Source organism: Kitasatospora sp. NPDC101176 (assembly GCF_044768035.1).
GTDB lineage: Bacteria > Actinomycetota > Actinomycetes > Streptomycetales > Streptomycetaceae > Kitasatospora.
In genome coordinates this window covers 144,412-156,976 of sequence record NZ_JBIWPA010000006.1, presented here as the reverse complement: position 1 = coordinate 156,976, position 12,565 = coordinate 144,412, and the positions used below count along the sequence as shown (strand labels likewise).

The window sequence follows — 12,565 nt, the reverse complement described above, 5'->3', positions numbered from 1 at the left end:
CCCGCCCGAAGGGGCCCCCGCCGACTCGGCGGGGGCCCCTTCGACGCGGGGTGGGACGGGCTCAGCCCAGGTGGGTCCGCACGGCCTCGGCCAGTCGCTGGGCGACGGCCTCCGCCTGCACCGCGTCGGCGGCCTCGACCATGACCCGGACCAGCGGCTCGGTGCCGGACGGGCGCAGCAGCACCCGGCCGGTGGAGCCCAGCTCGGTCTCGGCCTCGGCGACGGCGGCGGCCAGCCCGGTGCTGGTCGCCACCCGGGCCTTGTCGACGCCCTTGACGTTGATCAGCTGCTGCGGCAGCCGGGTCATCACGGCGGCGAGGTCGGCCAGCGGCTGCTTGGTGGCGGCCAGTCGGGCGCCCAGCATGAGGCCGGTCAGGGTGCCGTCGCCGGTGGTGGCGTGGTCGAGCAGGATGACGTGGCCGGACTGCTCGCCGCCCAGCGCGAAGCCGTGCTCCTTCATGGCCTCCAGCACGTAGCGGTCGCCGACGGCGGTCTCCACCAGCTCGATGCCCTCGCGCTGCATCGCCAGCTTGAAGCCCAGGTTGGACATCACGGTGGCGACGGCGGTGTTGCCGCGCAGGGTGCCGGCCTCCTTCATGGCGACGGCCAGGATCGCGATGATCTGGTCGCCGTCCACCTCGTCGCCGTCCGCGTCGGCGGCCAGGCAGCGGTCGGCGTCGCCGTCCAGCGCGATGCCGAGGTCGGCGCGGTGCTCCTTCATGGCGGCGCGCAGCCGGTCCAGGTGGGTGGAGCCGACGCCGTCGTTGATGTTGAGGCCGGTGGGCTCGGCCCCCAGGGTGTGGACGACCTCGGCGCCGGCCCGGGCGAAGGCCTCGGGGGCGACGTAGGCGGCCGCGCCATGGGCGCCGTCGATGACGACCTTGATGCCGTCGAGGCGGTTGGGCAGCACGCCGATCAGGTGGGCGACGTACTTGTCGAAGCCCTCGGTGTACTCGCGGACCCGGCCGACGGCCGCGCCGGTCGGGCGCTGCCACTCGTCACTGCCGACGGAGTACGTCCGGTAGTGGTTCTCGATCGCGTCCTCGATGCGGTCGTCCAGCTTGTGGCCGCCGCGGGCGAGGAACTTGATGCCGTTGTCGGGCATCGCGTTGTGGCTGGCGGACAGCATCACGCCGAAGTCGGCGCCGAGCGCGCCGGTGAGGTACGCCACGGCCGGGGTGGGCAGGACGCCGACCCGGAGCACGTCGACGCCGGCGCTCGCCAGGCCGGCGATGACGGCGGCCTCCAGGAACTCGCCCGAGGCGCGCGGGTCACGGCCGACCACCGCGACCGGGCGGTGCCCCTCGAAGGCACCGGCCTCGCCCAGCACGTGTGCCGCCGCGACCGACAGCCCGAGCGCCAGCTCGGCCGTCAGGCCCTCGTTCGCCACCCCGCGTACGCCGTCCGTACCGAAGAGTCGTCCCACTGTCCCGTCCTCCATCACCACTGCTCGGAACCCAACCGACCGTCCCCGGCCACCGCACGCCGGCCGGGGAACACGTCGCCCCGGAGTACACGTGGTACTCCGGGGCGACGGTACGCGCAACCAGGGGGTGCGCCGCCAGGGCGGACCGCACCCCCTGGGACGCGATTAGCGCTTGCTGTACTGCGGCGCCTTGCGGGCCTTCTTGAGACCGGCCTTCTTGCGCTCGACGGCGCGGGCGTCACGGGTCAGGAAGCCGGCCTTCTTCAGCGCGCCGCGGTTGTTGTCCACGTCGGCCTCGTTCAGGGCACGGGCCACGCCGAGGCGCAGCGCGTAGGCCTGGCCGGAGACGCCGCCACCGGTGATGCGGGCGACGACGTCGTAACGGCCGTCAAGCTCGAGGAGCTTGAAGGGCTCGTTCACGGTCTGCTGGTGCACCTTGTTGGGGAAGTAGTTCTCCAGGGTGCGACCGTTGATCTTCCACTGGCCGGTGCCGGGGACGATGCGCACGCGGGCGATCGCCTCCTTGCGACGGCCGAGGCCGGCGCCCGGGGTGGCCTCGCCGAAGCGGCCGGCCAGCGACTCGGAGGTGTAGCTCTCCTCGGAGGTGTACTCGCCCTCGACGTTCTCGTCGAAGTCGACCTCAAGGGTTTCAGTGGTCTCGGCCACGGTGTTCCTCAGCTCTTTTCAGTGTTGGGGGGCTTGGTGGCCGAATTACTGCGCGACCTGGGTGATCTCGAACGGCACCGGCTGCTGGGCAGCGTGGGGGTGCTGGTCGCCCGAGTAGACCTTCAGCTTCGAGAGCATCTGACGGCCCAGGCTGTTCTTGGGGATCATGCCCTTGATGGCCTTCTCGACGGCCTTCTCCGGGTTGTTCGCCAGCAGGTCGTCGTAGCGCACCGAGCGCAGACCGCCCGGGAAGCCCGAGTGGCGGTAGGCCAGCTTCTGGGTCTTCTTGTTACCGGACAGGTGCACCTTGTCGGCGTTGATGATGATGACGAAGTCACCAGTGTCAACGTGCGGCGCGTAGATCGCCTTGTGCTTGCCCCGGAGGAGGTTGGCGGCCTGGGAGGCCAGGCGGCCCAGCACGACGTCGGTCGCGTCGATGACGTGCCACTGACGCTGGACGTCGCCGGGCTTGGGGCTGTACGTACGCACGGTCGTAGCCTTCGCTTTTCAGTGAGTGAGTCCTGACAGGAGCACCTGGTCGGAAGAGCAGCCTGATCACCCTTGGACGCAATTCAAGGGGGACCGCTGGTCGACGACCTGATGTCTCCGGCGTACCGACCTCTCACGTGAGATAGAGCGAGCCAATACGCACATCAAGCGTCCAGGTTACCGGGCGGGCGGGGAGGGGTCAAAAATCGCCGGACCGCGACCGCCCGGAGGCCCTGTCGTCACTCAGCGTTCGCGCTGCACCCGGTTGACGTCCCAGACCGGCTCGGCCGACTCGAAGACCCGGCCGTCCGCCCCGAACACCAGGAAGCGGTCGAAGGTCCTGGCGAACCAGCGGTCGTGGGTGACGCACAGCACGGTGCCCTCGAAGGCCTCCAGCCCGGCCTGCAGCGCCTCGGCGCTCTCCAGGTCCAGGTTGTCGGTCGGCTCGTCGAGCAACAGGGCCGTCACGCCGGAGAGTTCGAGCTTGAGGATCATCAGCCGGGCCTGCTGCCCGCCGGACAGCGACTCGAACTTCTGCTCCTCCTGGCGGTCCAGCTCGTAGCGGCGCAGCGCGCCCATCGCGGCGCCGCGGCTGAGCGCGTGCTCCTCCTCGACGATCGAGCGCACCGTCCGCCCGAACAGCTCGGGGTGGGCGTGGGTCTGCCGGAAGTGGCCGGGGACGACCCGGGCGCCCAGTTTCCAGTCCCCGGTGTGGGCGACCGTGGTGTCGCCGGCCAGCAGCCGCAGCAGGTGCGACTTGCCGGCGCCGTTGGCGCCCAGCACCCCGATCCGCTCGCCGTAGAAGACCTCCAGGTCGAAGGGCTGCATCAGGCCGGTGAGCTCCAGCCGCTCCATGGTGAAAGCGCGCACGCCGGTGCGCCCGCCCTTGAGCCGCATGGTGATGGACTGCTCGCGCGGCGGCGCCTCCGGCGGGCCGGCGTCCTCGAACTTCTTCAGCCGCGTCTGGGCCGCGGAGTAGCGGGAGGCCATCTCGTGGCTGACCGCGGCGGCCTGACGCAGGGTGACGACCAGCTTCTTGAGCTTGGCGTGCTCCTCGTCCCAGCGGCGGCGCAGCTCCTCGAAGCGCTCGAAGCGGGCCTTGCGGGCCTCGTGGAAGGTGTCGAAGCCGCCACCGTGCACCCAGACACTGCTTCCGGCGGCACCGGACTCGACACTGATGATCTTGTCGGCGGTGCGGGAGAGCAGCTCGCGGTCGTGTGAGATGTACAACACGGTCTTCGAGGTGGCCTTGATGGCCTCCTCCAGCCAGCGCTTGCCGGGGACGTCCAGGTAGTTGTCGGGCTCGTCGAGGAGCAGCACCTCCTCGGGCCCGCGCAGCAGCGTCTCCAGGACGAGCCGCTTCTGCTCACCGCCCGAGAGGGTGTTCAGGCCGCGCCACTGCGCCTTGTCGAAGGGCATGCCGAGGGCCGCCATGGTGCAGACGTCCCAGTCGGTCTCGTAGTCGTAGCCGCCGACGTCGGCCCAGTCGGAGAGCGCCTGGGCGTAGGCCATCTGGGTCTTCTCGTCGTCCTGGGCGATCATCGCCAGCTCGGCGGCGTCCACCGCGCGGGCGGCGACGGCGATCCGCTCGGGGGCGACGGACACCAGCAGGTCGCGGACGGAGGCGTCGGCGGGCAGCGCGCCCGGGGTGGCCTGCTGGTCCTCGCGGCCGGTGGTGCCGACGAACTGGCGCATCACGCCGAGCCCGCCGCTGATCGTCACCGAGCCGCCGTGCGGCTGGATGTCCCCCGCGATCATCCGCAGCAGGGTGGTCTTGCCGGCGCCGTTGGCGCCGACCAGCGCGACGGCCGCGCCCTCGCCGACCCGGAAGGACGCGTCGTCGAACAGCACTCGCCCGTCCGGCAGGTAGTACTCAAGGTGCGAAATCTCGACGTGTCCCATGCGGACGATTGTCCCAAGCCGACGCGCAGGGCCCAAACGGATTACCCGGCGGCGGGCTGTCCGGGCAGCGTGCGCATCCGCCGGGCCTGCCGGTTCCGCTCGGCGAGCAGGTCGTCCGGCGGGTAGCCGACCTCCTCGAGGGTGAGCCCGTACGGCCGGATCACGTTGACCGCGGAGTGGCGCACCCCGCCGGCCAGCACCTCGCCGGGGAACTCCACCGGCCGGTGTCCGTCGCCGACCAGCAGCATCGCGCCGACCAACGCCCGGACCATGTTGTGGCAGAACGCGTCGGCGCGGACGGTGGCGACCGCGAGGGAGCCCTCCTGGGCGGCGTAGGAGTCCACCGGGACGCGGTCCCAGTGCAGCTCCAGCAGGGTGCGGATGGTGGTGGCGCCCTCGCGCTTCTTGCAGTACGCGGCGAAGTCGTGCTCGCCGAGCAGCAGCTTCGCGGCCTCGTTCATCCGGTCCACGTCCAGCGGCCGGTCGTGCCAGAGCACGTGTCCGCGCAGCAGCGGGTCGACCCCGCCGGGGTGGTCGGCGACCCGGTAGGCGTAGCGGCGCCAGATCGCCGAGAAGCGGGCGTCGAACCCGGCCGGCGCCTCGCCGACCCGGTAGATCCGGACGTCCCCGGGCAGCCGGCCGGCGAGCCGGCGCAGCAGCTTCTCCCGGTGGGCCTCCCAGAGCTCGGCCGGGAGGTCCACGTGGGCGACCTGGCCGCGGGCGTGCACCCCGGCGTCGGTGCGGCCGGCCACGGTGAGCGGGAACAGCTCGGGGCTGCGGGTGACGATCTGCAGCGCGGTCTCGATCTCCTCCTGGACCGTCCGCCGGCCGCCCTTCTGGCGGGCCCAGCCGGAGAACTCGGCGCCCTGGTAGGCCAGGTCGAGCCGGACCCGGACGTACCCGTCGGCCGGACCGTCCTTCACCGGCGGCTGCTCGGCGCAATCGTTGACCACTGCTTCTCACGTCTCCCGGGGGATGAGGAACGGGCCCGCTCCCCCACTGCTGGGGAAACGGGCCCGCGGAACACCTGGAGGTGTCAGGCCTGCTCGGCGGCCTCGGCCTCGTCGGCCTTGGTCTCGACGGCGGCGGCCTCGTCGGCCTCCTTGACGGCACGCTTGGTGGCGGCCTCGGCCTCGCCGACCGCGTTCTGCGCGACGGTCAGCGCCTCGACCAGCTCGATCACGGCCATCGGGGCGTTGTCGCCACGACGGGGACCGATCTTGGTGATGCGGGTGTAGCCACCCGGGCGGTTCTCGTAGCGCGGCGCGATCTCGGTGAAGAGGGTGTGCAGCACCGAGATGTCGGTGATCGTCTTGCGCACCAGGCGACGGTTGTGGATGTCGCCCTTCTTCGCCTTGGTGATCAGCTTCTCCGCCAGCGGGCGCATCCGACGGGCCTTGGCCTCGGTCGTGGTGATGCGGCCGTACTGGAACAGCTCCCGGCACAGACCGGCGAGCAGCAGCGGCTCGTGGTGCGGGCCGCCGCCGAGGCGGGCACCCTTGGTGGGACGCGGCATGGAATTACTCCTCGAATCTCCGACTGCGGCCGTACCAGGTACCGCAGCGGGCGTACGGGCACGGTGCCCGCACGACTTTCACGACGACGGAGGCGGTTCCGGCAGGAACCGCCCCCGCGGTCAAGTCTTTCAGTACTGCTCGGTCTCCGCGTAACCCGCGTCGTCCAGGTCGTCGGCGCCGAAGGCGTCGGCGGCGGCGGTCGGGTCGAACCCGGGCGGGCTGTCCTTGAGGGCCAGGCCCATGCCGGCCAGCTTCGCCTTGACCTCGTCGATCGACTTCGCACCGAAGTTGCGGATGTCGAGCAGGTCGGCCTCGGAGCGGGCGACGAGCTCACCCACGGTGTGGATGCCCTCGCGCTTGAGGCAGTTGTAGGAGCGGACGGTGAGTTCCAGCTCCTCGATCGGCAGCGCCAGGTCGGCGGCCAGGGCGGCGTCCGTCGGGGACGGGCCCATGTCGATGCCCTCGGCGTCGATGTTCAGCTCGCGGGCGAGGCCGAACAGCTCCACCAGGGTCTTGCCGGCCGAGGCCATGGCGTCGCGCGGACGCATGGCGGGCTTGGTCTCGACGTCGACGATCAGCTTGTCGAAGTCGGTCCGCTGCTCGACACGGGTGGCCTCGACCTTGTAGGTGACCTTCAGCACGGGGCTGTAGATCGAGTCGACCGGGATGCGGCCGATCTCCTGGCCGGAGGCCTTGTTCTGGACGGCGGAGACGTAGCCGCGACCGCGCTCGACGGTCAGCTCCATCTCCAGCTTGCCCTTGCCGTTGAGGGTCGCGAGGACCAGCTCCGGGTTGTGCACCTCGACACCCGCCGGCGGGGCGATGTCGGCGGCGGTGACGACACCCGGGCCCTGCTTGCGCAGGTACATCACGACCGGCTCGTCGTGCTCCGAGGAGACGACCAGCTGCTTGATGTTGAGGATGAGGTCGGTCACGTCCTCCTTGACGCCCGGCACGGTGGTGAACTCGTGCAGGACGCCGTCGATGCGGATGCTGGTGACAGCGGCACCCGGGATCGACGACAGGAGCGTGCGGCGCAGGGAGTTGCCGAGGGTGTAGCCGAAGCCCGGCTCCAGCGGCTCGATCACGAACCGCGAGCGGAACTCGTCGACGACCTCTTCGGTCAGCGACGGACGCTGAGCGATAAGCATGGGGGATGTTCCTCCAGTTGTCTTCGGCACCCACTATTTGATGCCGACAGGACCAAGCGTACGGGCTCCCGCGGAGAACGGGAGCCCGTACGAGGTTTCAAAGCAAACCCAGCGTGCCCGAAGGCGCTGCGTCAGACGCGGCGGCGCTTCGGCGGACGGCAGCCGTTGTGCGGGGTGGGGGTGACGTCCTGGATCGAGCCGACCTCGAGGCCGGTGGCCTGGAGCGAACGGATCGCGGTCTCACGGCCGGAGCCCGGACCCTTGACGAAGACGTCGACCTTGCGCATGCCGTGCTCCTGCGCGCGACGGGCAGCGGCCTCGGCGGCCATCTGCGCGGCGAACGGGGTGGACTTGCGCGAGCCCTTGAAGCCGACGTGGCCGGCGGAGGCCCAGGAGATCACGTTGCCCGCGGGGTCGGTGATCGAAACGATGGTGTTGTTGAACGTGCTCTTGATGTGCGCGTGGCCGTGAGCGACGTTCTTCTTTTCCTTGCGGCGGATCTTCTTCGCGCCGGCAGCCTGACGACCCTTGGGGGGCATAAGTCTGTTCTCCTACTGAGGTGGTCGGTCCGCTGACCCGCGGGCCGGAGGGATGTCCGGTTACGGGACGGACTACTTCTTGCCCGGCTTCTTCTTACCGGCGATCGCGCGACGCGGGCCCTTGCGGGTACGCGCGTTGGTGTGGGTGCGCTGGCCGCGGACCGGCAGGCCACGGCGGTGACGCAGACCCTCGTAGCAGCCGATCTCGACCTTGCGGCGGATGTCGGCGGCCACCTCACGGCGGAGGTCACCCTCGACCGTGTAGTTGGCGTCGATGTACTGGCTCAGCTTGACCAGGTCTTCCTCGGAGATGTCGCGAACGCGGACATCCGGGTTGACGCCGGTCTCGGCGAGGGTCTGCTGGGCGCGGGTACGGCCGATGCCGTACACGTAGGTGAGGGCGATCTCGATCCGCTTCTCACGGGGGAGATCAACGCCGGCGAGGCGTGCCATTCAAGGCTCCTGTGGTTCTTCAGAGGTCTTGCGTGCTACCTACTCCTTCATCTCTCGATGAGGGAGCCCCGGCCTCTGACCGGGGGCGGCAGTCCGTCCTTTCCCAAGGTCGGATCGGGTAGCCCGCTTATGACGTTTTCGCGTCGCGCGAAGTACTACGAGAAATGCTGGGGAGAGATCAGCCCTGGCGCTGCTTGTGGCGCAGGTTGTCGCAGATCACCATGACCCGACCGTGACGGCGGATCACCTTGCACTTGTCGCAGATCTTCTTGACGCTCGGCTTGACCTTCATGTTTCAGGTTCTCCGGGTCTAGATCTGACGTTCTTACTTGTAGCGGTAGACGATCCGTCCGCGCGTGAGGTCGTAGGGGCTGAGCTCCACGACGACCCGGTCGTCCGGCAGGATGCGGATGTAGTGCATGCGCATCTTGCCACTGATGTGCGCGAGGACCTTGTGACCGTTCTGCAGCTCGACCTTGAACATCGCGTTCGGAAGAGACTCGATCACGGTGCCCTCGATCTCAATGGCGCCTTGCTTCTTAGCCATGAACTGCGAGATCCACCTTCCGGGACCGGCTACCGTATGCGGAACGCTCGTGCGAACCTGGGTTCACCCCGCCCCCGAGGGGAAGAGGGCGTGCTGAAGCACGCTACGAGTGAGCCGACGGTCCATCCTACGCCAGCGCGTCCGGTGGGCCAAAACGGAGGCCCCGGAAGGCGGTGACCGTCACACCCCGGTCGGAACGGCCAGCGGCTCGACGTGCGCGGTGCAGGCCGAGCAGCGGCGGGCGGCCTGCGGGATCTCGGTCAGGCACTCCGGGCACGGGCGCTTCGGAGCCTTCGGCTTCTTCGGCAGGTAGCGCGCGGTGGCCTTGGTGACCGGCAGGACGACGCAGAAGTAGAGCACCGCGGCGGTCATCACGAAGGCGATCAGCACGTTGAGGAACTGGCCGTAGGGGAAGGTCACCCCGGCCACGGTCGCCTTGTAGGAGCTGAAGTCGCCGGCCGCGCCGACCACGACGCCGACCAGCGGGGTGAGGAACGCGGAGACGAAGCCGGTCACCACCCCCGTGAACGCGGCGCCGATGACCACACCGACGGCCATGTCGACGACGTTGCCGCGCATCATGAAGTCGCGGAATCCCTTGAGCACTGCTGTCTCCTGCTCGATCGATGCTGCTGAAGCAACTGCCAGCCGATAAAAATAGGACAAAAGCCCTGGAGGTCCAAACCTCCAGGGCTCCGCTCCCCCGTCAGCGACGGGAACCGGCCGCCGGCCCGCGACCGGGCGGCCGGGACGCGCCTCAGCCGAGCGGGTCCGGCGCGGCGGTGACGCCCAGCTTCGCGAGCTCGGCCCGGCCGCCGTCGAAGGCGGTCAGGACCAGCGGGCCCTGCTCGGTGACGGCCACCGAGTGCTCCCAGTGCGAGGCCCAGGTGCCGTCGTTGGTGACGACCGTCCACTCGTCGTCCAGCACCGCGGTGTGCGGGGTGCCCAGCGAGACCATCGGCTCGATCGCCAGCACCGTGCCGGGGACGAGCTTCGGGCCCTTGCCGCGACCGCGCTCCACGTAGTTCAGCACGTGCGGCTCCATGTGCATCGCGGTGCCGATGCCGTGGCCGCCGTAGCCCTCGGTGATGCCCCACTTGCCCTTCGGCGGCAGCGGCTGGCGCCGGATGAAGCCCTCGATCGCCTTGGAGACGTCGACCAGGCGGTTGGTCTTCTTCATCTGCGCGATGCCGGCCCACATCGAGCCCTCGGTCACCCGGCTCAGCATCTCGACCTCGGGGCGGACCTCGCCGACCGCGACGGTGATCGCCGCGTCGCCGTGCCAGCCGTCCAGGATGGCCCCGCAGTCGATCGAGATGAGGTCGCCCTCCTGGAGCACCCGCTCACCGGGGATGCCGTGCACGACCTCGTTGTTCACCGAGGCGCAGATCACCCCGGGGAACCAGAGGCCGCCGTGGTGGGCGCGGAAGTTCGAGGTGGCGCCGTGGTCGGTGATGACCTTGTCCGCGACGTCGTTGAGCTCCTGGGTGGTCACCCCCGGAGCGACCGCCTCGCGGCAGGCCTTGAGGGCCTCGGCGACGACCAGCCCGGCCGCTCGCATCTTCGCGATCTGCTCGGGGGTCTTGATCTCCACCATCTGGTCACGCCTTCCAAGTCCGGATTACCACTGCTACCACCGTACGACGCCGAAAACGGCCGGGCCGCCCGCTCAAGGGGCGACCCGGCCGTACGTACGTCGCTGAGAGAACTCAGCCCTGCTGCTTCAGCGCCTCGATCGCGCGCTGGGTGACCTCGTCCACCTTGCCGAGGGCCGGGATCGTCGCGACCAGGCCCTGCTGGGCGTAGTAGTCGATGATCGGCTCGGTCTCCGTGTGGTAGACCTCCAGGCGGGTGCGCACCTTGTCCTCGGTGTCGTCCGAGCGCTGGTACAGCTCGCCGCCGCACTCGTCGCAGACGCCGTCGGCCTTCGGCGGGTTGTAGTCCACGTGGAAGACGTGGCCGCCGTCGTTGCGGCACAGCCGGCGACCGGCGATCCGGCGGACGACCTCGTCCTCGGGGACCTCCAGGTCCAGCACGCCGTCCAGGACGATGCCCTGCTCGGCGAGGAACTCGTCCAGCGCCTTGGCCTGGCCCAGGTTGCGGGGGAAGCCGTCGAGCAGGAAGCCGTTGGCGGCGTCCTCCTGGAGCATGCGGTCCTTGGCCATCCCGATGGTGACCTCGTCCGGAACCAGCCGGCCCGCGTCCATGTAGCTCTTGGCCTCGAGCCCCAGCGGGGTGCCCTGGCCGATGTTGGCGCGGAAGAGGTCGCCGGTGGAGATGTGGGGAATGGACAGGGTCTTGGCGAGCAGGTGCGCCTGAGTACCCTTCCCGGCCCCGGGAGGACCAACGAGGACGATACGCATCAGCGGAGGAACCCTTCGTAATTGCGCTGCTGGAGCTGGCTCTCGATCTGCTTCACAGTTTCGAGTCCGACGCCGACGACGATGAGCACGCTGGTGCCGCCGAACGGGAAGTTGGTCTGCTGTCCGAAGGCGACCAGGGCGATCATCGGGATCAACGCGATCAGGCCCAGGTAGAGCGAACCCGGCCACGTGATTCGGGTCAGCACGTAGTTCAGGTACTCGGCCGTCGGTCGGCCGGCCCGGATGCCCGGGATGAACCCACCATACTTCTTCATATTGTCGGCAACTTCTTCGGGGTTGAAGGAGATGGCGACGTAGAAGAAGGCGAAGAAGACGATCAGCAGGAAGTAGGTGGCCATGTAGATCGGGTGGTCACCCTTGACGAAGTTCGTCCGGATCCACGTGGCCCAGCCGGCCTGGCTGTTGGTCAGCTGGACGACCAGGGCGGGGATGTACAGCAGCGACGAGGCGAAGATGACCGGGATGACACCGGCCTGGTTCACCTTGAGCGGGATGTACGTCGAGGTGCCGCCGAACGCCCGGCGGCCGATCATCCGCTTCGCGTACTGCACCGGGATCCGGCGCTGGGCCTGCTCGACGAAGATGACCAGGCTCACAACGATGATGCCGACCGCGACCACGGACAGGAACTCGACCCAGCCGCCGCCGATGGTGCCGGACTGCTTGATCGCCCACATCGAGGACGGGAACTGCGCCGCGATCGAGGTGAAGATCAGCAGCGACATGCCGTTGCCGATGCCGCGGTCGGTGATCAGCTCGCCCAGCCACATGATGACCGTGGTGCCGGCCGTCATCGTGATCACCATGACCGCGATCCGGAACACGCTGGTGTCCGGGACGATCTGGTTGTTCACGGGGCAGCCGGAGAAGAGCGCGCCGCTGGAGGCCGTCGCCACGATGCCGGTGCCCTGGAGCACGGCGAGCGCGATGGTCAGGTAGCGGGTGTACTGGGTGATCTTCGCCTGGCCGGCCTGGCCCTCCTTCTTCAGCGCCTCGAGCCGCGGGATCACGACGGTGAGGAGCTGGAGGATGATGCTCGCGGTGATGTACGGCATGATGCCGAGCGCGAAGATCGTCAGCTGGAGGAGCGCGCCGCCGCTGAACAGGTTGACGAGTCCGAAGAGGCCGGTGTTCTTGGCTTCCTTCACACACTCGTTCACGGCCGTGAAGCTCACGCCGGGGATCGGGATGTGCGAGCCCAGCCGGAACAGCACCATGATGCCCAGCGTGAACAGCAGCTTCTTGCGCAGGTCGGGCGTCTGGAACGCCCGCGCGAACGCACTGAGCACGGTGCCTCCTGCGCCTCCCGCACGTCGTCGGCGGGAGGGTCGGTCCTGAATGGGGAGTTTGCGGGTCGGGCTCCCGTACAGACGGCACAGGCGAGCCTACGCGCAGCCTACAAGGGAACTCCACGGACTCTAACAGTGCGCAGCCACTCGAAAGAAGCGCGTACCGCCCCTCCCCCACTCACGGGGTACGGGATGCCCGGTT

The 12,565-nt window shown here is 69.2% G+C and carries 15 protein-coding genes; all 15 read right to left on the bottom strand.

The window, feature by feature from the left end:
* Window positions 1-61: 61 nt before the first annotated feature.
* A complete protein-coding gene (glmM, locus tag ACIRS1_RS12365; RefSeq protein ID WP_402838801.1) occupies window positions 62-1,426 on the bottom strand; it encodes a phosphoglucosamine mutase in 1,365 nt (454 codons plus the stop codon).
* A gap of 165 nt (window positions 1,427-1,591) precedes the next feature.
* Window positions 1,592-2,092 (bottom strand): 30S ribosomal protein S9, encoded by a 501-nt coding sequence (rpsI, locus tag ACIRS1_RS12360; protein ID WP_360209067.1) that lies wholly within the window; start codon window positions 2,090-2,092, stop codon window positions 1,592-1,594.
* Between the two features lie 45 nt (window positions 2,093-2,137).
* Window positions 2,138-2,581: a 50S ribosomal protein L13 gene (rplM, locus tag ACIRS1_RS12355; RefSeq protein ID WP_030055846.1), complete on the bottom strand. Its 444-nt coding sequence runs from the start codon at window positions 2,579-2,581 to the stop codon at window positions 2,138-2,140.
* Window positions 2,582-2,824: 243 nt separating this feature from the next.
* A complete protein-coding gene (locus ACIRS1_RS12350) occupies window positions 2,825-4,483 on the bottom strand; it encodes an ABC-F family ATP-binding cassette domain-containing protein (RefSeq protein ID WP_402838798.1) in 1,659 nt (552 codons plus the stop codon).
* A gap of 41 nt (window positions 4,484-4,524) precedes the next feature.
* Window positions 4,525-5,406 (bottom strand): tRNA pseudouridine(38-40) synthase TruA, encoded by an 882-nt coding sequence (gene truA / locus ACIRS1_RS12345; protein WP_402838796.1) that lies wholly within the window; start codon window positions 5,404-5,406, stop codon window positions 4,525-4,527.
* 113 nt (window positions 5,407-5,519) lie between these two features.
* Complete coding sequence (gene rplQ, locus ACIRS1_RS12340) at window positions 5,520-5,999, bottom strand: 50S ribosomal protein L17 (RefSeq protein ID WP_360209075.1); 480 nt, start codon at window positions 5,997-5,999, stop codon at window positions 5,520-5,522.
* Window positions 6,000-6,128: 129 nt separating this feature from the next.
* The gene (locus tag ACIRS1_RS12335) at window positions 6,129-7,151 is read right to left on the bottom strand and encodes a DNA-directed RNA polymerase subunit alpha (RefSeq protein ID WP_030055844.1); all 1,023 of its coding nucleotides are present in this window, start codon (window positions 7,149-7,151) and stop codon (window positions 6,129-6,131) included.
* Between the two features lie 131 nt (window positions 7,152-7,282).
* Window positions 7,283-7,690, bottom strand: a complete 408-nt coding sequence (gene rpsK / locus ACIRS1_RS12330) for a 30S ribosomal protein S11 (RefSeq protein ID WP_030232513.1) — start codon at window positions 7,688-7,690, stop codon at window positions 7,283-7,285.
* 72 nt (window positions 7,691-7,762) lie between these two features.
* Window positions 7,763-8,143, bottom strand: a complete 381-nt coding sequence (rpsM, locus tag ACIRS1_RS12325) for a 30S ribosomal protein S13 (RefSeq protein ID WP_097237495.1) — start codon at window positions 8,141-8,143, stop codon at window positions 7,763-7,765.
* Between the two features lie 178 nt (window positions 8,144-8,321).
* Window positions 8,322-8,435, bottom strand: coding sequence for a 50S ribosomal protein L36 (rpmJ, locus tag ACIRS1_RS12320; RefSeq protein WP_003956441.1), 114 nt, complete (start codon window positions 8,433-8,435; stop codon window positions 8,322-8,324).
* 33 nt (window positions 8,436-8,468) lie between these two features.
* Complete coding sequence (infA, locus tag ACIRS1_RS12315) at window positions 8,469-8,690, bottom strand: translation initiation factor IF-1 (RefSeq protein ID WP_003956442.1); 222 nt, start codon at window positions 8,688-8,690, stop codon at window positions 8,469-8,471.
* Between the two features lie 180 nt (window positions 8,691-8,870).
* Complete coding sequence (gene mscL / locus ACIRS1_RS12310) at window positions 8,871-9,296, bottom strand: large conductance mechanosensitive channel protein MscL (protein WP_360209077.1); 426 nt, start codon at window positions 9,294-9,296, stop codon at window positions 8,871-8,873.
* A gap of 151 nt (window positions 9,297-9,447) precedes the next feature.
* Window positions 9,448-10,287: a type I methionyl aminopeptidase gene (gene map, locus ACIRS1_RS12305; RefSeq protein ID WP_360209079.1), complete on the bottom strand. Its 840-nt coding sequence runs from the start codon at window positions 10,285-10,287 to the stop codon at window positions 9,448-9,450.
* Between the two features lie 112 nt (window positions 10,288-10,399).
* Entirely contained in the window at window positions 10,400-11,053 is a 654-nt protein-coding gene (locus ACIRS1_RS12300) for an adenylate kinase (protein ID WP_360209081.1), read from the bottom strand.
* A complete protein-coding gene (secY, locus tag ACIRS1_RS12295) occupies window positions 11,053-12,363 on the bottom strand; it encodes a preprotein translocase subunit SecY (protein ID WP_360209084.1) in 1,311 nt (436 codons plus the stop codon). Before secY ends, ACIRS1_RS12300 begins: the two co-directional genes overlap by 1 nt.
* Between the last annotated feature and the right edge of the window lie 202 nt (window positions 12,364-12,565).

Excerpts from the sequence above, each read along its gene's own strand:
- ACIRS1_RS12300 (WP_360209081.1), bottom strand. The coding sequence starts at position 11,053 with ATGCGTATCGTCCTCGTTGGTCCTCCCGGGGCCGGGAAGGGTACTCAG.
- rpsK (WP_030232513.1), bottom strand. The coding sequence starts at position 7,690 with ATGCCCCCCAAGGGTCGTCAGGCTGCCGGCGCGAAGAAGATCCGCCGC.
- infA (WP_003956442.1), bottom strand. The coding sequence starts at position 8,690 with ATGGCTAAGAAGCAAGGCGCCATTGAGATCGAGGGCACCGTGATCGAG.
- ACIRS1_RS12335 (WP_030055844.1), bottom strand. The coding sequence starts at position 7,151 with ATGCTTATCGCTCAGCGTCCGTCGCTGACCGAAGAGGTCGTCGACGAG.
- rpsM (WP_097237495.1), bottom strand. The coding sequence starts at position 8,143 with ATGGCACGCCTCGCCGGCGTTGATCTCCCCCGTGAGAAGCGGATCGAG.
- rpmJ (WP_003956441.1), bottom strand. The coding sequence starts at position 8,435 with ATGAAGGTCAAGCCGAGCGTCAAGAAGATCTGCGACAAGTGCAAGGTG.
- ACIRS1_RS12350 (WP_402838798.1), bottom strand. The coding sequence starts at position 4,483 with ATGGGACACGTCGAGATTTCGCACCTTGAGTACTACCTGCCGGACGGG.
- map (WP_360209079.1), bottom strand. The coding sequence starts at position 10,287 with ATGGTGGAGATCAAGACCCCCGAGCAGATCGCGAAGATGCGAGCGGCC.
- rplQ (WP_360209075.1), bottom strand. The coding sequence starts at position 5,999 with ATGCCGCGTCCCACCAAGGGTGCCCGCCTCGGCGGCGGCCCGCACCAC.